At 49.8% G+C, this 22,611-nt stretch carries 18 protein-coding genes and 1 other RNA gene; all 19 read right to left on the reverse strand.

The features are described 5' to 3' along the window. Positions 1-20 precede the first annotated feature (20 nt). Positions 21-1,895 carry a penicillin-binding transpeptidase domain-containing protein gene (locus L9P36_RS11740; protein ID WP_435532745.1) on the reverse strand — a complete coding sequence of 625 codons (1,875 nt, stop codon included), beginning with the start codon at positions 1,893-1,895 and terminating at the stop codon, positions 21-23. Beyond that, the gene (ftsL, locus tag L9P36_RS11745) at positions 1,892-2,212 is read right to left on the reverse strand and encodes a cell division protein FtsL (protein ID WP_237467105.1); all 321 of its coding nucleotides are present in this window, start codon (positions 2,210-2,212) and stop codon (positions 1,892-1,894) included. Before ftsL ends, L9P36_RS11740 begins: the two co-directional genes overlap by 4 nt. Positions 2,213-2,214: 2 nt before the next feature. Continuing rightward, positions 2,215-3,168: a 16S rRNA (cytosine(1402)-N(4))-methyltransferase RsmH gene (gene rsmH, locus L9P36_RS11750; RefSeq protein ID WP_237467106.1), complete on the reverse strand. Its 954-nt coding sequence runs from the start codon at positions 3,166-3,168 to the stop codon at positions 2,215-2,217. Between the two features lie 237 nt (positions 3,169-3,405). Continuing rightward, positions 3,406-3,798: RNase P RNA component class A (rnpB, locus tag L9P36_RS11755), an RNA gene on the reverse strand. A 339-nt stretch (positions 3,799-4,137) separates the two neighbouring features. Further along, positions 4,138-5,583: a metalloprotease TldD gene (gene tldD, locus L9P36_RS11760; RefSeq protein WP_237467924.1), complete on the reverse strand. Its 1,446-nt coding sequence runs from the start codon at positions 5,581-5,583 to the stop codon at positions 4,138-4,140. A gap of 7 nt (positions 5,584-5,590) precedes the next feature. Next, a complete protein-coding gene (locus L9P36_RS11765; RefSeq protein ID WP_237467107.1) occupies positions 5,591-6,418 on the reverse strand; it encodes a carbon-nitrogen hydrolase family protein in 828 nt (275 codons plus the stop codon). Positions 6,419-6,421: 3 nt separating this feature from the next. Then, entirely contained in the window at positions 6,422-10,261 is a 3,840-nt protein-coding gene (locus tag L9P36_RS11770; RefSeq protein WP_237467108.1) for a YhdP family protein, read from the reverse strand. Between the two features lie 10 nt (positions 10,262-10,271). After that, a complete protein-coding gene (gene rng / locus L9P36_RS11775) occupies positions 10,272-11,741 on the reverse strand; it encodes a ribonuclease G (protein WP_237467110.1) in 1,470 nt (489 codons plus the stop codon). Beyond that, positions 11,731-12,312, reverse strand: a complete 582-nt coding sequence (locus L9P36_RS11780; RefSeq protein WP_237467112.1) for a Maf family protein — start codon at positions 12,310-12,312, stop codon at positions 11,731-11,733. Before L9P36_RS11780 ends, rng begins: the two co-directional genes overlap by 11 nt. 88 nt (positions 12,313-12,400) lie before the next feature. Further along, entirely contained in the window at positions 12,401-12,889 is a 489-nt protein-coding gene (gene mreD / locus L9P36_RS11785; RefSeq protein ID WP_237467120.1) for a rod shape-determining protein MreD, read from the reverse strand. Further along, complete coding sequence (gene mreC / locus L9P36_RS11790) at positions 12,879-13,739, reverse strand: rod shape-determining protein MreC (protein WP_237467122.1); 861 nt, start codon at positions 13,737-13,739, stop codon at positions 12,879-12,881. Before mreC ends, mreD begins: the two co-directional genes overlap by 11 nt. Positions 13,740-13,780: 41 nt before the next feature. Next, positions 13,781-14,824, reverse strand: a complete 1,044-nt coding sequence (gene mreB, locus L9P36_RS11795; protein WP_237467123.1) for a rod shape-determining protein MreB — start codon at positions 14,822-14,824, stop codon at positions 13,781-13,783. Positions 14,825-14,948: 124 nt separating this feature from the next. Continuing rightward, positions 14,949-19,190: a polymer-forming cytoskeletal protein gene (locus L9P36_RS11800; protein WP_237467125.1), complete on the reverse strand. Its 4,242-nt coding sequence runs from the start codon at positions 19,188-19,190 to the stop codon at positions 14,949-14,951. 75 nt (positions 19,191-19,265) lie between these two features. Further along, positions 19,266-19,748, reverse strand: coding sequence for an MSHA biogenesis protein MshP (locus tag L9P36_RS11805; RefSeq protein ID WP_237467127.1), 483 nt, complete (start codon positions 19,746-19,748; stop codon positions 19,266-19,268). Continuing rightward, positions 19,738-20,499 carry a PilW family protein gene (locus L9P36_RS11810; protein ID WP_237467129.1) on the reverse strand — a complete coding sequence of 254 codons (762 nt, stop codon included), beginning with the start codon at positions 20,497-20,499 and terminating at the stop codon, positions 19,738-19,740. The genes L9P36_RS11805 and L9P36_RS11810 overlap by 11 nt, the downstream gene beginning before the upstream one ends. Then, on the reverse strand, positions 20,499-21,098 hold the full coding sequence (locus L9P36_RS11815) for a type IV pilus modification PilV family protein (protein WP_237467131.1): 600 nt from the start codon (positions 21,096-21,098) through the stop codon (positions 20,499-20,501). Before L9P36_RS11815 ends, L9P36_RS11810 begins: the two co-directional genes overlap by 1 nt. Continuing rightward, positions 21,085-21,582, reverse strand: a complete 498-nt coding sequence (locus tag L9P36_RS11820; RefSeq protein ID WP_237467132.1) for a type II secretion system protein — start codon at positions 21,580-21,582, stop codon at positions 21,085-21,087. Before L9P36_RS11820 ends, L9P36_RS11815 begins: the two co-directional genes overlap by 14 nt. A gap of 17 nt (positions 21,583-21,599) precedes the next feature. Further along, complete coding sequence (locus L9P36_RS11825) at positions 21,600-22,025, reverse strand: type II secretion system protein (protein ID WP_237467134.1); 426 nt, start codon at positions 22,023-22,025, stop codon at positions 21,600-21,602. Positions 22,026-22,076: 51 nt separating this feature from the next. After that, positions 22,077-22,598 (reverse strand): prepilin-type N-terminal cleavage/methylation domain-containing protein, encoded by a 522-nt coding sequence (locus L9P36_RS11830; protein ID WP_237467136.1) that lies wholly within the window; start codon positions 22,596-22,598, stop codon positions 22,077-22,079. Between the last annotated feature and the right edge of the window lie 13 nt (positions 22,599-22,611).

Below are 22,611 nucleotides of genomic sequence, written 5' to 3' on the forward strand. Positions count from 1 at the left end.
TTTGTACAACGCGCCAAGCATCACTGCTTGACGATATTCATCTGTCCACTAGTGGCTGCATCAGGCGCTACATTCAATAGCTGTAGCGCGCTTCCCATCACTTCAGAAAATACTGGCGCGGCAACTTGACCACCGTAATAGCGATCGCCTTGCGGCTCATCGATGACCACCACCAAAGCCAAACGTGGGTGGCTAATTGGTGCAACACCGGCGGTTAAAGCTACATATTGATCGCTATAGCCACCACTGCGGGCTTTGCGTGAGGTCCCTGTTTTGGCACCCACACGATAACCATCAACCGCTGCAGCACGAGCCGAGCCACCTTCTTGGGTTACCGTTTCCAACATCGCCAATACCTCTTTGGCATGCTGACGAGACGCAATCTGAGTTCCTTGCACATCACCTTTGAGCTTAAGAATGGAGATATCATGGCTTTCACCATAAGCGCCCAAAGTGGCATAGGCTTTCGCCAGTTGCATCGCAGTCACCGATAAGCCATAACCAAAGGAGAGTGTGGCTCGCTCAAAATCAGACCAACGCGTGCGATATGGGAAAAATCCAGCCTGCTCACTTTTTAAGCCTGTTCCCGGGTGATCGCTCAGGCCCACACTGCTATACATCCCCAACAGTGCTTGTACTGGCATGGCTAGTGATAGTTTACTCACCCCGATGTTACTGGACTTTTGTAAAATCTTGGTCAGGCTGGCGTAACCAACACGCGAAACATCACGCACACGACTACCGCCAATTTGCATAATGCCATTGCCGGTATCAATCATGGTGTCTTTGGTGGCCACGCCATTTTCAAGCGCCGCAAGCACCACAAAAGGTTTCACCGTCGAGCCTGGCTCCATGGCATCGGTAATCGCGCGGTTACGCATACGAAAACTTTGGCGATCATTACGATTATTGGGGTTGTAGGAAGGCGCGTTGACCAATGCAATCACCTCACCCGTAAGCACATCAATCATCACTAAAGAACCCGCTGTGGCGCGAGTATCGGCTACTGCTTGCTTGAGTGCGCGATAGGCCAGCGCTTGAATACGCTGATCAATACTCAGGTGTACTTCCTGCGCCAATTCACGATCTTCTGTGGCGATATTCTCAACCACACGACCATGACGGTCTTTACGCACCGTCAGTTTGCCCGCTTCACCAGTCAAGGCCTGGTTAAAGCTCAGCTCAACGCCTTCTAAGCCTTTACCATCAATGCCGGTAACCCCAACTAAGTGGGCACTTACTTCACCCGTTGGATAAAAACGGCGAGATTCATCTTTCAGGCTCACACCTGGAATATCGAGTTTTTTCACGTAAGCCGCCATCGCAGGGCTCACTTGTCGCTGCAAATAGATAAAACGACGCTTAGGGTGTGATTGCACGCGATCAATCAGCTGTTTACGATCCATCCCCAACACATCAGCAAGCGCATACCAAGGGGTAAGATCATCCAAACCATGCTCTTTATGCACAGTATATGGGTCAGCCCAGATGGCTTGTACAGGGACACTCACGGCCAAGGGCTCACCATTGCGATCGGTGATCATCCCGCGCGCAGAAGGCATGGTCTTCACCCGCAGCGAGCGTAAATCACCTTCATAAACCAAACGGTCTGGCTCGATCACTTGAATAAAGGCAGCACGACCAATCAGCAGTGCAAATACGCCGATCAAACCAGCGCACATCAACCAATAGCGCCACTGAACAAAGGCAGCAGGCTCTTGGCGACGACTGCTCGTGGCGGTCGCAGGTGTTTTGCTATTGGGCTTGGCGACAACCTTGTTCGCCGCTTTGGTCGGTGTTTTAGAGGAATGACGCGCAGCATTGACGCGACGCGTATTGGGTTTGCGTTTTTTATCTTTATTATCGGGCGCTTTGCGCCATGGCCAGTTGATCATGGCAATCTCACCACTTTCTCATTGGCACTATTGGGACGAATAAAACCCAAATCATCTCGCGCTATGGTATCGATTCGGCTGTGATCGGCCAATGCATGCTCTTCCAGCAATTGGTTTCGCCACTCGTTATCCAGCGCATCACGCTCAAATAACAATTGGTCACGCTCTGTAATTAAGCTGCGCGTTAAACGGGTGTAGTCAACAACAGCAAAGGCCACCGCAATGGTGGCCAATAGAAGAAACAGCGCAACCAGCCCATGCTGTTTTAAATCACGCGCGATCAATAAAAGCAGTGATGGATGGCGAGCCGGTTTCATCATTAATCCTCAAGACGCTCAGCAACACGAAGGACTGAGCTGCGAGAGCGGCTGTTGTATTCAATTTCTTGAGCGCTTGGCTTAATCGCCTTGCCTACGGTTTTCATTTTGGCTTTGCCAAGCTGGTCAATCTGCGCTTGGGTCAAAGGCACGCCGTGTGGCACCTCAGGTCCCTTGCTTTGGTTGCGCATAAAGCGTTTGACCATGCGATCTTCCAAGGAGTGGAAACTGATCACCGACAAGCGACCTTGCGGTGCAAGAATCGACATCGCGCCCATCAACGCGCGATCGATCTCTTCTAACTCGCTGTTGATATAGATGCGGATCGCCTGAAAACTACGGGTTGCTGGATGCTTTTTCTTTTCACGAATGGGCACCGCATCTTCAATCAGCTTGGCCAGCTGTGACGTGCGCGTCAGCGGCTCATTCTCTTCATTTTCACGATGCGCCACAATCGCCTTAGCGATACGCCATGCAAAGCGCTCTTCACCAAAGGTTTTTAGCACCCAACTAATATCATCGGCTTCCGCTTCCAGTAGCCACTGCGCGGCAGATTGGCCTGTCGTGGGATCCATACGCATATCCAATGGGCCGTCTCGCATAAAGCTAAAGCCACGTTCAGGATCATCAAGTTGCGGTGAAGACACCCCAAGGTCAAATAGCACACCATCCACCTTGCCAGCGAGGCCGCGCTCGGTCAGGTATTCTTCAACCCCAGAAAATGGACCATGGATAATTTGAAAACGCGGATCGTCGATAGTTTGCGCTTCGGCAATGGCTTGCGGATCGCGGTCGATACTGTATAGACGACCCTGCTCGCCTAAACGCGCCAAAATAGCACGACTATGGCCACCACGACCAAAGGTGCCATCGACATAGATACCGTCGGGACGAATGGCCAAGCCATTCAGAGATTCTTCTAACAGCACGGAGATATGGGAAAATTGGTCGCTCATAGCAAGTCTTTCTTTGTTGCGGTGATTCGGCGGCAGTCGCCTTACCGATAACCTCACAGCATAGCATGATGCAGTTACCAGCAAATGGCATTTCTACCTTTGGCCGCAGAGAACGCGGACTAGCGCTCATTTTCCCATAAATGCTGCAACCATGTGAATGCAGCAAATAAAAAAAGCAGGAAAAATCGACGCTCTGCGCCAAAACGACACAACCCAGCCGAAGCTGGGTTGTGAAATGTGGGGAGTCGGCCTATAAGCCGGGTTCTGTCCTGATTGCTCAGCGGTAACCATTCATCTAGGCCAGCAATCGCTCACTGGCTCCAGCAACCTACCCGTTCCCAACGCGGGCCGCGCCATAGGGAACCTATTTGGTCTTGCTCCGAGTGGAGTTTACCGTGCCACGAACTGTTACCAGCCGCGCGGTGCGCTCTTACCGCACCCTTTCACCCTTACCTGTACGCACAAGGCGCCATCGGCGGTTTGCTCTCTGCTGCACTAGTCGTAGGCTTGCGCCCCCCAGGCGTTACCTGGCACTCTGCCCTGTGGAGCCCGGACTTTCCTCCCCTTCATCAGTCTCCCCAACATAAGGTCAAGGGACATCAATAAAGCAGCGGTTACCCGGCCAACTCCGGCGCGGAGTATAACCTAGGCGAAGAGTGTGTGCCAGTCTTAACTCCGAGCTTTTCCCCTTCAATTGCGCCTTGCTCGATTGACCTTGCGTTGTATGGATGGCAAGGATGCCATCCAAACTTTGCCTGTGTCAGGAACACATGCAAAGTGGTACAACAATGCATAGGACTATCGCGCAAGAAAACGCGCAATTCAGGGGCCAGTTTTTGCTTACTTTTTGCTGGTCAAAAAGTAAGTTGCCGCTCGGGCAAGTCCGAGGCGCAATAAAAGGGAAAATGAAAAAAGAGACAAAAAAGGCGATAGTGCAACCTATCGCCTTTCTACCCAATAAAAGAATCTTTACTGAGTGCCACCAACGGTTAATGCATCCAATTTCAGGGTCGGCTGCCCCACACCGACTGGCACACTTTGCCCAGCTTTACCGCAAACACCGACACCGCGATCCAATGCGAGATCATTACCAACCATGGAGATCTGCTGCATCGCTTCAATGCCACTACCAATCAAGGTGGCGCCTTTCACGGGGCGGGTTATCTTACCGTTTTCAATCAAATAAGCTTCCGAGGCAGAGAACACAAATTTACCGGAGGTGATATCCACCTGACCGCCGCCGAAGTTTGGCGCATATAGGCCTTTTTTCACCGAAGCGATAATCTCTTCAGGTGCGTGCTCACCCGGCAACATATAAGTGTTGGTCATACGTGGCATCGGCAAGTGCGCATAGGACTCACGGCGACCATTACCCGTCGGCGCCACACCCATCAAGCGGGCATTTAGCTTATCTTGCATATAGCCTTTGAGCTGCCCCTTTTCGATCAACACATTGTATTGGCTCGGCGTCCCTTCATCATCAATGTTCATTGAGCCGCGACGATTGGCCATGGTGCCATCATCCACAATGGTACACAGTGGTGAGGTCACTTGTTCGCCCACGCGACCACTAAAGACAGAAGATCCCTTACGGTTAAAATCACCTTCCAAGCCATGACCCACAGCTTCATGGAGCAATACGCCTGGCCAGCCAGCGCCCAGCACCACCGGCATCATACCTGCTGGCGCATCGTCGGCGTCAAGATTCACTAAAGCTTGACGCAGCGCCTCTTCTGCCAAAGACAACGCCCACATTTGACCGTCTACCTCAGCAAAGAAAGCTTGATAACCATAACGACCACCGCCGCCTGCACCGCCACGTTCACGGCGGCCATTGTGCTCAACCAGCACGCTCACCGATAAACGCACCAAAGGACGAACATCGGTACCATAAGTGCCATCTAATGCAGCAACGAGCACTTGCTCATACACACCAGAGAGGCTGACACTCACTTCACTGACTCGCGGATCACGACTGCGAATATAGGCATCAACCTGTTTAAGCAGTGAAATTTTCTCACTACGCTCAATGCTTTCGAGCGGATTAAGCGATGCATAAATTTGTGGCACCTGATGCGGGGTAAAGGCTTTTACCTGCCCATCACCACCTGCAACTGCGATGCCACGAGCCGCTTTCGCGCTTTGCATTAACGCTTCTGGGGTGAGCTGATCAGCGTAGGCAAAACCTGTCTTTTCACCGCTGACTGCACGCACGCCCATACCGCAATCGATATTAAAGGAGCCATCTTTGATAATGCTGTCTTCCAGCACCAAAGATTCATGCCAGCTACTTTGCAAGTAGATATCGGCATCATCCACCACGCGGTGGCTAATCGCAGCAAGGGTTTGGCTTAAACTGTCACGCGACAGCCCAGTTTGCTCAAAAAGATTCTGTTCTACCTGATCTAGCATCATCTCACTCTTATTTGGATTGGCGCCACTGACTTGTAAAACGGGCATGGTCAGCAACCGGCATTCTTTCGCGCAAAGCGTACACTAATGACAGATCAATCTCACCCCAAATTACACCGGTACCCGCTTCTTGCACTTCTGCGATACGGCCCCAAGGGTCAATGATCATCGAATGCCCCCAGGTTTGACGACTTCCTTCATGCTGGCCCGATTGCGCCGCTGCCACCACCCACACTTGGTTTTCAATGGCGCGAGCGCGCAGAAGTGGCTCCCAATGCGCCTCACCCGTGACCTTGGTAAAGGCAGCTGGCACCACGATAATTTCAGCGCCTTTGGCCGCGAGTTCTTGGTACAGATGCGGAAAGCGCAAATCGTAACAAATCGATAGACCGACTTTGCCGCAAGGGGTATCGATCACCGCGACATCATCACCGGCTTTAAAAACGGCGGACTCTTGATAAGCGCCATGAGCATCTTTCACTTTGGCATCAAAAAGGTGCAGCTTGTGGTAATGCGCGCGGCAATGGCCTGCACCATCATAAACCAAGCAAGTGGCCGTTAGGCGGCCATCATCATGGCGAATTGGCATTGAGCCGACAATCAGCCAGATACCAAGTTTATGGGTAATATTTTCGCACCAATCTTGCAGTGGCCCTTGCCCCAGCTCTTCGGCATGAATTTCGTAGTCGCCTTTATCGCCAAAAACAAAGCAGTTTTCAGGCAACAAGATCACACGAGCCCCCTGCAGTTGCAGGCCGCGAATTTTCTTTTCAAGCGATTTTAAATTGTGCTGCGGATCTGAGCCCGCATTCATCTGCACCACACCAAATTTTGCCACGAATTAATCCTTCTGTTGTTTCAACTCACGCTGATAACGCCGCGTGGTCTCTTCTGGCACTGTCACTTCGGCTTGATTGCGCGAAGTTTCCTTGACCACAGGATCCGCCAAAGGACCTGTGATTTGATAATTCACTTGGGTGATCACTTCTAGCACAGGGGTTAGTGCCGTGGTGATCGCAAATACTGCCACTGCGGTGGTTGGCGTCACCGCAAAGGCGGTTAATACCGGAATACCCGAGGTGATATCTGGGGTAAATTGCACATGCGCATTGACCATACCCGTATTGAGGTTAGCCCAGCCTTTTAAGGTCATCTGCCCAGCAATGGCATCCATCTCAATGTTATCGCTGAGGAACACGCCTTGAGCAAAGGTACCACTGCCGCGAATATGACGAAACGCCAAGCCCTCATCAAAGACGCCTGAAAAATCAAGCTGCATTTTGCGCACGATGGAATCGAGACTAAACAGCCCCAATAGGTTCCCCGCGCCACTAATGCTGGTGATCACCCCGCTTTCTAAATCGACAGACACCGAGCCTTGAATGGTATTAATTTTCGGCGCCCACAAGGCACCTTGCCACTGCAAACGACTTTCCAAATCAAAGTGTGCACTTTGAATACCGCTGCTAATACCAAAACGCTCCATCAATTCACTGTTGTTATCACCCAGTAGATGCAAGCTCGCCTCAGTATGGTGACGACCGTTATTAATCGCCCATTGTCCCGCAAGGCTTAATTGCGTTTTACCGGAAAGAATCGACACCTCTTTCCACTCGATTCCTGCATCACTACGACGCAATTTGCCGCTCACTTTGCCCAGCTTATAACCTTGCAGCCAAGCATCTTGAATCGATAGATCCATATCAGGGAGCTTTTGATAAACCGCGATTTCAGCTTCAGTAGCGCGCGTATCCACGGTCTCGTCAGTCAAATTGATGTGGGGCTCACCTTCTTGCGATTGCAGCCAAGCGTCCAATTCAGGGAAGTTAAGATGGAAATGCTCTAGCGTGATATCCACTGGCCCTTGCTCTGGCCAAGTGACTTGTCCTGCCATTTCGCGGCTATCAAAAAGCGCATGCCAGCTGTGCGGCTGCGCACGCAGCGCTAGATTGAGATCATGCCAACGCAAGCTGAGATAATCCAGTCGACCAATTTTGGCATTGATATGGGTTGGTGCTGGAATATCAATGGCACTGTTATCCGCCTTGGTATCCGCGCATTGCTGTAAAAATTCCAACCATGGTTCAAGTGCGAGATGTTTTTGCTCAATCACCACCTGCTGTCCAGTCAATGGAATTGGCGCAAAATCACCGTCACCGACAGATAAATAACTGGCGTGAATCACTGGCTTTTGTTGCAACAGCACTTCAGCTTGGTATTTCAAATGCGGCCAGTCCAGCTTAACGGCCAACCAATCTTGCGTGCCTTGACCTGTCACTTGCGCTTCTTTGCGATCAATTTGATCAAGTGGTGCTGGCAGCTGGCTTTGCATCTTGGCCAGCTGGCTGGTCAGGGTAAAGCGGTAGTTCAAACCGACATCAAAAAGCTCCATGCCCACCTTAAGCTGCCATGGTAAATTGCCATCAAGCTTGGCGAGTAGCGGTGACTGAAACTCTTGATTGATTTTCTCAAGTGCCCAATCACCTTTAAGCTGCACCTGTAATTGATAATCTTTAGGACGATTTTTCCCTTGAAAAGCGACATCCACACGCTGACCAAATAATTCTCCGCGAATGCCACGCGCATTGAGATTATCTTGATCAAAGGTCAGCCCACCGCGCACCTTATCAAGGGTGATGCCAAGCGTATTTAGCGTCACTTTATTTTGCTTAAGCGCGACGTTTCCTTCGACGCCAATAGGTCTTGGGTCAAAGGGTACCGTAATCTTAAATTGGCTGCTGACCTCGCCATCTACTTGCACCTCAGTCAACGCAGCGCCCACGCTATCGACCAAAGGCGAGGCCATCATATAATCGACGACCTGTTTGCCCTTGGCAGACAAGTCGATATTCAGGGTTAGGACGCCAGCTTCACTGAGACGATCAATATAACCTCGCACGCGCTTTGCCTTGGCGCCCATGGTTTCCACTTGCCAGCTATCAAGCCACATACTGGCATTTTCAACACGCAAGTCCATGGCCATATTTTCAAGAAGCGGCCACTGCGAATCAAAGTTAAACCGCCCTTCGCGATATTGCGCCGTCGCGGCAAAAATGCCGTTATTTTGCCCGTAAGGGTATTGGTTGAGCTCACCCAACCAAAGCAATCGACCATGATTCACTCGTCCCGCTTGAAATGCACTAGAGAGATAATCTGTGAGCTCTTGGCCCAGCGCTTGCTGCGGCAAATAACGCCACAACTGCTTGGCATCTGAGAGGCTCAGCTCACCATAAAGCGATAAACGCGGTGATTGCGATGCATCCCCATCAAGGCGTGCCTGAATCTGAGTTGTCAGTTCTGGCGTGCGCAATGACAACTGACTAAGATCCAACTGCCATCGCGCACCATCGTGCTGCCAGCCACCTTTAACAGCCAAATCGCGGATCACCAAGGGCGCTTGAAATTCACCTGCGGTCGGCCAAATATCATCGATCACTTGCAGTGCAAATCGCCCCTGCGCTAAATCGCCCGCCACATGCCCAGACAATCGATTGATCCCCGGAATCCCCATACTGGGATCGATGCCAATTTGCGCCAATTGCGCAGAAAACTGCATGGGTGATTGCGCTTGCCATTGCAACTTCAGCGCTTGAATCTGCCCCTTGGGACTAAGTTCATCAAGCAGATCGACATTTTTCTGCTCAGTCACAAACAAAGGTAAAAGCGGAGCCAAGCGAGACAAATCAAGCTGATTGATATTGAGACGCTGGTACTGTGGATTGAAATCTGCGGTCAGCGCTAACTCAGGCCATGGCTGACCATCGGTTTTCAGCTTTAAGCCATGGCTGTCCATCAGCCAGTGTTCACCTTGACGCTGAATATCAATTTGGCCAGCAAGTAAATCAAGACGGTGCGGCGATTTCACATCCCATTGCAGATGGCTGGGCAACAAAGAAAGTGCGCCTGATTGCACCCGACCTCGTTTGAGGTTAAACCACAACTGCGCACTCAGCTCACCGCCACTGAGGCGTGAATGGTCTTTGATTTGCGGCAAAATCCAAGGTGACACATCAATGGCATCGACATTGATATACACCTGACCGCTGCTTCGCCGAATGTCGCTGCTATCACTGAGATCAGCCATCACCGTAGCATGACTTTTCCCGTTCGCGTCCAACTGCACCAAGCCCTTGGCACGATGCAATTTGCCTTGGTTCAACCAAGCCAAACGGGGAATGACTATTTCGCGCGGTTTATTGTCACTTAAGGCAAGGTAGCGGACGACACCATCTTCCAGAATAAAGTCGCCCAAGCGCGCTAAAAACAGCTGCTCAAGATCAAAGGTGACGGGATCATCAAAGTTGACGTGAGTGATATCCACCAGCAAATGGTCAATATGCACGGTTTCAAATTGCGGGCGAAAATAGAGCAGTGAACGCCATAAATCGAGACGTAACTCCGCCTGCCCGACATGCACCAACACAGGCTTGTCAGCGCTTTGCCGAATCTCAATATCGTGTAGCAATAAAGAGGGGCCAAGGCTGTGCCAACGCCCAGAGACGCTGCCGACTTCGACAGGCAAACCAGCATGCTCTGTCACCCAAGCGTTGATCACTGCGCGGTGATCATTGAGATGGGGAAAAAGAAAACGAAGCCCAGTGACGGCCACGGCACCAAAAATCAGGACCGCAAGTACGAACCACAACAGCGCGCGAATCAAACGAACGGTCCAAGCCGACACTTCAGGCTCCTTACATCATGACGACGTCAAACTGCTCTTGCACATAGAGCGGTTCAACTTGAATAGTCACCTGTTTACCAATAAAGACTTCAAGCTCAGCCAATGCGTGAGACTCATCGCCCTCAAGCATATCCGCCACAGCAGCAGAGGCGTAAACAATGAAATTGTCGGCATCATAGGCACGGTTGACCCGCGTAATTTCGCGCAAAATTTCATAGCACACGCTTTCCACGGTTTTCACCGAGCCACGGCCAGAACAAGTTGGGCAAGAGCCACACAGCACATGTTCCAAACTTTCACGAGTACGCTTGCGCGTCATCTCGACCAAGCCAAGATGGGTAAAACCATTGATATTGGTTTTTACCCGATCCTTACTTAGTGCCGCTTCTAAAGATTGCAATACGCGGCGCTGATGATCGCTGGAGGCCATATCGATAAAGTCGATAATGATAATGCCACCCAAATTGCGCAAACGTAGTTGGCGAGCAATGGCGCGCGTTGCTTCGACGTTGGTATTGAAAATGGTTTCTTCTAAGTTGCGACGACCAACAAAGGCACCAGTATTGATATCAATGGTGGTCATGGCTTCGGTTTGATCGATGATCAAATAGCCGCCAGACTTCAACTCCACCTTACGATCTAAGGCGCGCTGAATTTCATTTTCCGTATCATAGAGATCGAAAATCGGCTGCTCACCCGCATAGTAGCTGAGCTTATCTTGTAGCTCAGGCACAAACTCTTCGGTAAAGCCGTGCAGGGTTTGAAAGGCTAAGCGCGAGTCCACCAAAATCTGGCTAATCTCAGTGCCAAAGAAATCACGCAATACCCGCTGTGCCAAATCGAGTTCACCGTAGAGCATTGATTTAGCTTTGTATTTGCTACGGCGCTCAATCACTTTCTTCCACAGGCGTTTGAGGAACTGCGCATCTTGTGCAATCTCTTTTTCCGTCGCGCCTTCCGCGGCAGTACGGATAATGAAGCCACCCAAGTCATCGCAATACTCTTCGACAATGGCTTTTAAACGCAGACGTTCATCTTCGCTCTCAATACGCTGTGACACGCCCACGTGCGCAGCACCTGGCATAAACACCAAATAACGCGAAGGCAAGGTGATATCCGTCGTTAAGCGTGCGCCTTTGGTGCCCAGTGGATCTTTGACCACCTGTACCACCAAATCTTGGCCTTGGCGTACCAATTCAGCGATATCGCGCACCTGAAATTGCTGCTTCTCATTTTCTGACACACACTCAGTGTGCGGCACGATATCAGACGCATGCAGAAAGGCCGCTTTGTCTAAACCAATATCAACAAAAGCAGCTTGCATCCCTGGCAATACGCGGCTGACACGTCCTTTATAGATATTACCAACAATGCCACGTTTCGCTTCACGCTCAACGTGAACCTCTTGCAACACGCCACTTTCAATCATCGCCACACGTGTTTCACTGGGCGTTACGTTAACCAGTAATTCAACACTCATGTGTTTCACCTTCTAATTTTGAAATCAGTTGCGCCGTCGCATGAAGGGGTAAACCCACCACATTGTAATAGCAGCCCTCAATACGAGGAATAAACTGCCCGGCGAGCCCTTGGATGCCATATCCCCCCGCTTTGTCGCAGGGCTCTTGGCTTTGCCAATAGGATTCAATTTGTGCTGCGCTTAAATCGCTAAACCACACCTGAGTGGTTTCTAAATGTACCCAAGCTTGGGTGGGTGTAACCAGAGCCACAGCCGTCATCACTTGATGTGCGCGGCCACTCATGAGCTGCATCATGCGCTGAAAATCTGAAAAATCACGCGGTTTTTCAAGCACAAGATCATCAACCACCACCACAGTATCAGCACCAAGCACAGGCCAAGGTTTGCTTGCCACCGCCAAACCGGCTTGCGCTTTTTCGAGTGCAAGGCGCTGTACGTAGGCAGCAGCGCTTTCATTGGGCTGCTTTTGTTCTGGAATAGACGCAGAAAGCACCTCAAATTCGACATTGAGTTGTGCTAACAGTTCACGCCGACGTGGCGACTGCGATGCAAGATAAAGCTTGAATGACATGAGACCTCGATCCTATTACCCGCATGATGCGCATACGGGCAATAAAATGCGCAAAATGAAAGCTTGCGCAGTATTCGCTTAATTGCGGTTACTTAATTCTAAAATGACGGCGTACGCGGCGAAGCAACAGGAAGATCCAAGGCCATAGTAAAAAGTCAAAAAGACTGCCCCAGAGCATATCTGGCGCAAATTGAATATCGCGCACCACATACTGAAGCCAGAACTCCATCAATTTACCAATCATCGTCATAAAGGCGATGATTGCCGCTTGCTGCCATAACGACATATTACGAATGACTTGGAAATTCAGCGCCAAAATATAGGTCAACACAGACACCATCATGCCGCGGACCCCGAGCGTCGAACCTAATAATAGATCCCAAAGCAAACCGATAAACAGGGCACTACCCACATTCACCCGATGCGGTAATGCTAATACCCAGTAAAAAAGGACAAGCAAAATCCAAGAGGGGCGAAATGGCTCAATGGCAGCAGGCCAAGGTGCTGCTTGCAGTACCATGGCCAAAATCAAGGAGCACCAAATAATCCCGCGACCTTGCAACAATCTATGCAGCATTGGGCTCTCCTTGCTGAATACTCAACTCACGCTGGTTTGGCCAAATCAGCAACAAATAACGCAGGCGGTTAAAATCAACCACAGGCTTGGCTGTCACTTGCGCAAAAGGACGTTGGTTATCAAAGCTAAAGGAGGTGACATAAGCCACAGGATATCCTTCAGGGAAACGACCACCGAGACCAGAGGTCACCAGCAAATCGCCGTTTTCTATATCGGTACTACTTGGAATATTTTCTAGCTCAAGCTGATTGAGATGTCCGCGCCCCGAGGCAACAACACGAATATCATTGCGCACCACCTGAACCGGAATCGCATGACTGCTATCAATCAATAGCAAAACACGACTGTTATGCGCACCGACATGGATCACTTGGCCGACTACGCCTTTTTCATTGATTACCGGTTGGCCTTCAAAGACACCGTCGATATAGCCTTTATCGATCACCACTTGCTTGCTGTATGGATCGGAGTCCACCGACATCACTTCAGCGACCATCTTACGATCATCACGCACCAGCGGCGATCCCAGCAATGCGCGCAAACGTTGGTTTTCTTGTTTGAGCTGTTTGAGCTGCTGTAGTTCGCTTTGGGTGATCAGCAATTGGCGTTCAAGGTGCTGTTTTTGAGTCAGCAGATCTTGATGAGAGGTGAATTGATTGGCGACATTGTCGAGCATAGCTCGCGGCATACTGGCGAGATACTGAAGCGGGGCAACCATGGAGTTGAGGTAGTAACGCACTTTTGCAAATGCGTCCAAACGGCTATCGGCCAGCATTAAGCTGGCCGAAATTACAATGGCAATAAGCAGCCGAAGTTGTAACGATGGACCTCGACCAAAAATAGGCTTCATGGTCGAGCTCCTAATTCAAAAAGAGATTGCATCATCAGCAATTACTCTTCACTGAACAGGTCACCACCGTGCATATCGATCATTTCTAGGGCCTTACCACCGCCACGCGCTACACAAGTAAGCGGATCGTCAGCGATAACCACAGGAATGCCGGTTTCTTCGGTCAATAGACGATCGAGATCGCGAAGCAGTGCACCACCACCGGTGATCACCATACCGCGCTCTGAAATGTCAGAAGCCAGTTCTGGTGGACATTGCTCAAGGGCAACCATCACCGCAGAGACGATACCTGTTAGCGGCTCTTGTAGCGCCTCAAGGATCTCGTTTGAGTTCAGTGTAAAGCAACGTGGCACACCTTCAGCGAGGTTACGACCACGCACTTCAATTTCACGTACTTCGTCACCGGGATACGCTGAACCGATTTCGTGCTTGATGCGCTCTGCGGTTGCTTCACCGATCAAGCTGCCGTAGTTACGGCGCACGTAGTTGATAATCGCTTCATCAAAGCGGTCACCACCGATACGAACAGAAGAAGAGTAAACCACACCATTCAATGAGATCACCGCAACTTCAGTGGTACCACCACCGATATCGACCACCATGGAACCGGTCGCTTCAGACACTGGCAAACCAGCACCGATTGCTGCCGCCATTGGCTCATCGATCAAATACACTTCACGCGCACCAGCGCCTTGCGCTGATTCACGGATAGCACGACGCTCAACCTGAGTTGAACCACAAGGTACTGCCACAAGCACGCGTGGGCTTGGACGAAGTACACTGTTGTCATGCACTTGTTTAATAAAGTGCTGCAGCATTTTTTCAGTCACGTAGAAGTCGGCAATTACGCCATCCTTCATCGGTCGAATCGCAGCGATATTGCCCGGAGTACGGCCCAACATCTGTTTGGCTTCATGACCCACAGCCGCAACGCTTTTAGGCGCACCGGCACGGTCCTGACGAATAGCAACTACTGATGGCTCATCGAGAACGATGCCCTGTCCTTTCACATAAATCAGCGTATTGGCGGTACCCAAGTCGATAGAGAGATCGTTTGAGAACATGCCGCGAAGTTTTTTAAACATAATTTAGGGCTAATCCTGCAAGCATGGTGATTTGTTAAATTCGGCTAAATGTATCAATGGAACTAAACCGCAGCAAGAAAGGATGTGTCAAACCTGCGTTAGATCAGAGTTTTTCTAATCCAATTCACGGATTACTCTGTATCAAGTCAGTTTCACCACGATAAATCACGCGATCGTTACCACGATATGTACCGAATGTCACAAGGGTAAAGGGATCTTCATCCCCCTCATTGCGCCAATTGTAACGCAACCAAGCCTGAGGGGAAGGAATTAAACCAACACAATCGCGTGCAACATTTATTCCAGCTGGCGGGTTTTGTGCTAAACGCAACCAAAATTGTACTTGCTCACGATACAGCGGATCACTCGCTGTGCGATTGGCATCGGCATATAAAACATTGGAAGCACCTGAATTTACAGTACCTTTCCCGTTTAAACTAGAGCGAGACGAACCTGTTCCACGAGACCAAAGCACCGCTTTACAATAATTGGATCCATCCACTTCACTGCTTTGATCATCACGATTTAAAGTAAAATATTTACCATTCCAGTACTCCACACGCGTCGGGATCGTCAATTGACCGGCATCATAGGTGCCACCAACGGAATCTAATACCATTCGACCATAGCGCTGCGTACTACCTTTTAAGTCCTCACCGGGCATGCCCATGACTTGCGTTGCAAAGTCCACACCATCGGGTTTCGTTTTGGCGTAAACCGCCATCATCAAGGAATCAAATGGTCCATCTGGCGTCGTGGTTCTTGGTGATGCCTGAATCACCTTGCGATCAAAATACACACCCAATGCCTGTGCTTGACCTAGTCCATTGCGAAGCATCAACTCACTTTCACCGCGATCCCCTGTACCGCGCCAATCACTCAATTGATAACCACCCAATGGTTGGCCATCCATTAAATAGGTGCGTGAGGTTTGCCATTGCGGCGTTGCACTTGCATTTGAACCATCTTTGCCGTAACTGGCCAAGCCCACCGTTGCCCTTAACGCTGGCGAGAAATTGTCGTAGTTTTTCAGTGCGCCACCTTGCTGGTTATAGGCATAGACGGTATAGCCCAGCGCAAAAGGCTGCATCATATAGGTAAAGGCACCACTGCCTTCACGCAAATCTGAATCATTGACCCCTAAGTGATGGGGATAAAAGCGGCCAAGCGCGCGATCACCGTTATTGATCCGCATGCCTAAATACTGCTGGTTACTGGCACTCATATCCATGTAAGCAAAACTGCGCAGCGCAATCGTACCTACTTCACTCCAAGTCAAATCAGAGAAACTCAAATAACCATATGCGCCTGCAGGCTGATTGCTCTTAGGTGCTGGCGCACTAAAATCGCCAGCGTCACCATTGGATGGTGATAACACCCCCATCCAATGAATACCATTGGTCGCCGGCATCGATGAAGAAAAATAGTTGGCGGTCACAGGTCGCTGACAGAAATTCTCAGTTCGCACCGAACGAATCGCGCTGTTGTTTTCATCTAGCGTTGAGGTGCCATCACTACTTTGCCACACCACTGGTTTTAAACTCAGGCTAAACGGCGTACCTGCAGCAATAAAACCAGGTCCACCTTTTGCGTCACCCGAGCCCCACAGTTGACCTTGGCTGTTTTTGGGCTCTTCACCATTTTGATCACAAATCGCAAGGGTATATGGACGACTATGAAGCGTCGTTGTACCACTCAATACCTGCGGCATGGTGCGTGCACCCATTTTACTGCGATAGAGCGCACGAGTCGCTCGAGGTAAGCAAGATTGCCCTTGCCCGGTTTGATAACAATAAGGATCGCTAACCAGTGCTTGGGTGACCCCCGCATCTAAATAACGCAATTCAATTTGCGCCTGATCATTCACAAAGTTGACCTGTTTGCGTGTCGAACCATCGGCAAAAGTAATCGCCTTTTGGCCTGTCGATGGATACTGATAATGCGTATTCAACGTGAGTGTTTTTTGTCCTTGATAGCCAATATGTTGGCTCGCTCTGGTTGCTGTTGCACAAGCGCGCGCCGTGACCGTGACAAGCTCAGGCTTGCCCGCCACCATTTTCACAGGATTCGGCGTTAGCTCAAAAACCGCAGGCAAAAAGTCATATTGGCCTTTCACCGGATATTCCGGCATCAAGGCTTCATTGATTAAGCTGTCATCGGCTAGTTTCACCGAAATAGCGGCTTGCTGAATAACCTCACTTTGCAAGTACAAAGTCAGTGATGGCGGACGCTGAAGGTAATCTTCGCCGGATTCTAGAGGATCTTGTACTTTGGCTTTTATCGAGAGTGTGTTTTGCCCCGGAGCCAAAGCGCTGCCGCCGACTGCGGCTGCAAACCAATGAGCTTGAGCTGGTACACTCACCTCAATGCTCTCTTCAGCTTCAGCGCCCTGTAGCGGCGCATCAGCAAAGAGGTAAAAATCGACACGTTGGCGCTCACACAATAGGCCTTGGCTACGCTGCGGATGCACTTTGAGCACATAGGTTTTGGCATCAAAGCACTTACTGTTCCCTTCGATTCGGCTGTTATTGAACATATTTAACTGGCAAGCCGTCACCGAGCCAACCACATGCGCGTTGTTTGACATCTCCACGGGGCCCTCAGCATATACACGCCCCGAAAATTCACCACGGGTATCAATTTTCAAATTGTAATGAACATTACTGGGATCGGTTGGCACTGGACAGCCCCCAGCGTAATAGCCAAAGACCGTCAGCTGATCTGGGGTGTTGGCAGTCACCACGTTGCCACCCAAAGCACTGTAGCGATGCGGCCCCTCATTACGAGGAGAATTTAAATGAAAAGTCACATCCCCCAAAATGGTCACAGTTGCGCCTTGCGTAATATTCACACCTTCATCAAACCAAAAGTCGCCACTTTCAAAAGTCACGTGATCGCCGTAGGAAAGCCCCATGGATGTTTTAAATGCTGAGTTAGCGCCCTTATATCGAAAATAGTGGCAGCCTTGAAAATACTGGCCATCAAAGCTTTCATGTGGACCATGATCAGGTTTGAGCCATATCCCGTGAAGGACATCATGCACTTGACAGTTACTCGGGATATTCGCTGGCCACTCCAGCGCTTTTTTCTGTGCTGGACGCCCGTCGATACTACAGGTAACCAGTTTCCCATCACGGTCATAACACTTGGTGTCTCGCTCAAAGGTCGCGCGGTCAAATCCTAGCTCACCATGAGCTCGACCTTGGTGCAGAACACGATTAAAGCCTGAGATTTTGGCATTGCCGCTCAGTAATACCTGATTATTGGGTTGATAGTTAAATTGCCCTGAATTGTTCGATGATTCTTGCCAAGTTTGAGCGGGTCCAGGGAACAATTCGCAGTGATCCACGGTAATCGGCGCAGGCTTTTTCGCGCGCATAAAATAACCCACCGCCTCACTGGTGTGCTCTCGACTATTGTCACCACGATTTTTAAATTCATCGTAAAAAAAGCTCACTTCCCAAGGCGCTCTAGGGATATCGCTGGGTTGTAGCAAACAGCGTTTTAGCCAGCCGCCATCAGTACCTTTACGTGATTGCGCAGAGCCCACCAGAATCGGTGCGCTTGAGGGATCAATATCGCCATAAATGGGATGTAAAGATGATGAATAACCAATGGCCACGCCGCAGGCTTCTTCCACCGGATAATTGGTGCGTAGCGTATTCGCCGTTGAAATACCGTTGGTTGCACGATAGAGATAGGTGCCATCATCATAAGTTTGATTACCAGTCACCGCCAAAATACCGATCACTTCATCTTCATCAAGCTCTCGACTATCGGACTGCCAATAGGCACCGGAACGCTCAAGTAAGACATTCACACTGCGATCAGTTACATTATTTTGCGCTGTGGTTAGCCATGCCGTTGATGGCTCGCGATCCTCAAGCTCTTCCTCATAATTGTTCTGAGTTTGAATTTGGCTAATCACCACAGCGTTGCGAATTGATGAACCAAAATTAACGCGATTCCATTTTACTTTTTTGTCGCGGTCGCCTTGTAAAATGGCGCGATCGGTTTCAATGGTTGTGGCCACAACCGTCAAATCACCCAGCTGATGGGTACCAGGTAATACCGCAATATAGTCAAAGCTTTTACCCAAGTTTTGATTATGGTCCACGGTGTATCCAATCCGTCCACCATAGGTTCGCCGCACAACGGCGTAATCAAAATCAACTTTCCAATCCCCCGAGCGAGAGAGATAAACCTGACGCACAAATAGCTTCCCGCGCGGCTCTTGCTCTGAGCTATAACGGTTAGGCGTCATCAAAAAGACAATAGGGGTTTGTTTATATTGATTTTGCAAAACCAGATCCCCTTGGCTGGGATCCCATCGACCAAATTCTATCCATGAGGTTGCATTTGCCATACTGGTAACGCACAGCAAACAAAGAGTTAAGCACAATGACCGCAGCAAGCTCATAGCATCCTCATGTTATTGGTTCTAGTTATGGAGATTTTTGGCCCACACATCTTGGTGGCGTGACACTTGAAACATATCAGTGCCACAGGTCCCAGTACTCAAGATGCGATAGGCGGTATAGCGTTGATCTCTGTCGATCACTTCAGTACTGGTGCAACTCACCTGCACCGCACAACCGTAGAGTCCCGTTGCCCCCGGCATTTTGGTACTCGGTGCACTGAGATTGTGATATTGGCACACGGCTGGACCGCCGCTCAAAGGAAATAGCCGAGTCAGCGCCCAATCAGCGCCGCTTTGCGCTGCAAACCAAGCACGAGTCGCCATCACCTCTTTGGTGGTGGTATCGACGCTAGAGGCATTAATTCGCATCATGGCAATGGCCAATGATGCCATCACCACCAAAATAAAGACGATGAGCACCAGCATATTACCGCGCTGGTGACGCAGCCCTTGAACACCACATGGCTGGCCAAGTTGTTGCCTAGCTTGTTGATTAAGGAACATTGATCACCTGCACATCGTTGCTGTATCGGCTCTCTTCACCTTCCGCACTAAAGCGCAAATCAAAGTGAACCAATGCACTTCGCACCAAACTTGCCGCTTCATAGACAAAGCCACTACTCGCGGGCACCAATTCATCAGCCAGTAGCGCACGCTGACCAAACTGCTCACGGGTCAACTCACCCTGAGAATTGACACAAAATGTAACCCAAGCCAAACGATGATAAAGGTATGCACGTTGTCCTGGCGAACCCGATAAAAAGGCACTTTGATTAGCGAGATCAGGGATAATCGTGAGCTGCTGCTGGCCATAAGAAACCGTCGGTGTCGATTGACGCAAACTATCATCACGCAGCTGCCTTGGGGTCATTGCATTAATAGCAATACGATATTGTTTGAGATTGAAAGGTAAGCGTTCAGGTTGCCAAAACACCACAGGAAACTGGTGCTCCCCAGGATTGGGCAAGCGAAGGTAAAACCCCACTTCGGTAATGGGCATAAATTGCAGGCACTGATAGCGACCATCGGCAATTGGATTTGTGACCGAAATACTGTTGGGCAGTGCGTGACGCAGCTCTTTGGTCAATCGCGCCACCGCGAAACGTGCTTGTGATTGCAAACGCTCACGCACCACAGTTTCTGTATAACCACGCGCGCCAAGCTCAACATAATTACCAATCGCCAAGGTTAAAATACCTAAGACAATCAGGGTTACAACCAGCTCAACTAAGGTAAAGCCACTCTGGCGCTTCATCAATAATTCCCCTTATAGGCTGCATATTGATACTCACCCCAATGCTGTGTTTTCACTTCAAGCTCAACACGTTTAAAGAGGCGATTGGCTTTGATGGTTGGATTATCGGCACGCGCATCAAAGTTGCTGTCATAAATCACAGACACATCGACGACAAATTGGTTGTAATCATCAGCAATACTTTCACCCAAAATATCACTTAACCGTCCTCGCCATGGCGAGCCGTTACATTCGCGTGCGCTATCAGCCCAGCAGCCAATGTAATCATCCACATCGGTCAATGCAAAACGCGCTTCGCCCACATCTGGACCAAGTGTCGATGAACAAGTTGGGGGCGTGGGAAACTCAAGGCTGGGACTTTGATCGCAGCGAACAATGCCACCATCTGGGTCACTATTTTGATCATATTGACGCGCTAAAATTTCATTGAGTAGCGTCTCAGCCAAAGCACTGGCACGCGCTTGATAATGCGGCTGCGCTGATTGCTGCCATTGTGGAAAAAGCATGCCAGTCATAATCATCAACGCAAAACCAAGCACCACAATAGCAACGATGCTTTCGATAAGCGTAAAACCCCGTTGTTTCTTAGGAGCAAGCATCAATAAAGCCCTCACTATAGATACACAACGCAGCGCGCTCTTCATCCACAAATTCAATGCGGCAAGGGAAATTAAAACACAGCCTTGCACCAGAAGATTTGATTGGCTGGCCTAATGCTGAAAAATAGATACGATTCGGGGTTTGATGATCGCGCTTCACTTGCACGCCATCCAAGGGCAAGACCGCTGAAGCGTCTGCGGGTAGATTGGGACACCCAGAAAGCACACGGCCAAAGGTGCCAGCCGCACTTTCAACTTCAAGAGCATAACATTGAGGCGCATTGCCTAAACGGGCGCTTGCATGCTGCATCGCGTACAGCTGCACCTGCCGAGCAATGGAAATTGCTTGGTCGCGTTTAGCAATGGCTTCAAAACCACTGCGGCCAGCAAATTTGCTGACCGCATAGAGGCTTAATATCGCCAGCAAAACAATCACCACCACCAGTTCCATGAGCGTGAAACCAGCTTGGCGATTATTTTGCATATTGCACTGCATCGATATTAGCAACCACTCTCAACAACAGTAATTGTTGGTGCGTCACCATCTGCTGCAGGTGCAGCATAAGTCACTTTACAGTTAGTAATTGCAGGCTTGAAGTTGATTTCACCAGCAGTCCCCAAATCCCAATCAGATAGCTCAACTACTTTTGAAAGATCAGCTGCAGTCACATAACCAAATGTAGTCGCTACTTTAGTACCATTAACATCGATTTCGCCTGGATTTGCTTTCTCTTGGCCTGCAACCGCTGCTTTTGCGTAAACTTGTGAGTTCGCGCCTTTCACTGCAGCTACGACGCCTTGAAGTGCTGCACCACGTGCATCTTCTTGCATACCCAAGAATTTAGGTGCTGCAGTCACAGCCAAAATACCAAGGATCACGATAACGACCACTAGTTCAATTAGAGTAAAACCAGCTTGTTTTTTCATATTACTTCTCCACTTTCGCTATAAGTGTTTATTTTTGAAGCCATTGCTGGCTCATTGTAAATTCACTTTAACTCGCCCCAAATTTGGGACATAGGTAAAGTTGTGGTGGGGGCGCATCCCCTGGGTATAACGACAGCCTTGATGGCTACCGTCGCTATAGGTTGAAACCTGATAATCAGTGCCAGCATTCGAGTGAATCGAACCACTTGGCCCGTTTTGTAACAAATTCTGCAATAGTGCCGCGCAGTCTTGCGCTGATGGCACACCGACCCCAGCATTTGAACCCTGCAATGCATAGGGATAACCCGGACGATCTTTCGTTAATAAAAAGATCACCCCGTCATAATTCACTTGATTATGACCCGAGCTATCACTTGGTCGACCACGCGCTTCCCATTGCGCGCGAGCGGCAATAACCGCGGAGGAGAAACTACCACTAACCCCCTCAATACTCGCTTTTTTTGCCTCTTCACTGACATCAAAAAAACGAGGCAAAGCAACTGCCGATAAAAGACCGATAATCACAATCACAATCACCAATTCGATCAGTGAAAAGCCGCGACTTTTATTCATTTTAATTGTCCTC

Origin of the sequence: Vibrio stylophorae (genome assembly GCF_921293875.1) — a bacterium.
GTDB classification, from domain to species: Bacteria; Pseudomonadota; Gammaproteobacteria; order Enterobacterales; family Vibrionaceae; genus Vibrio_A; species Vibrio_A stylophorae.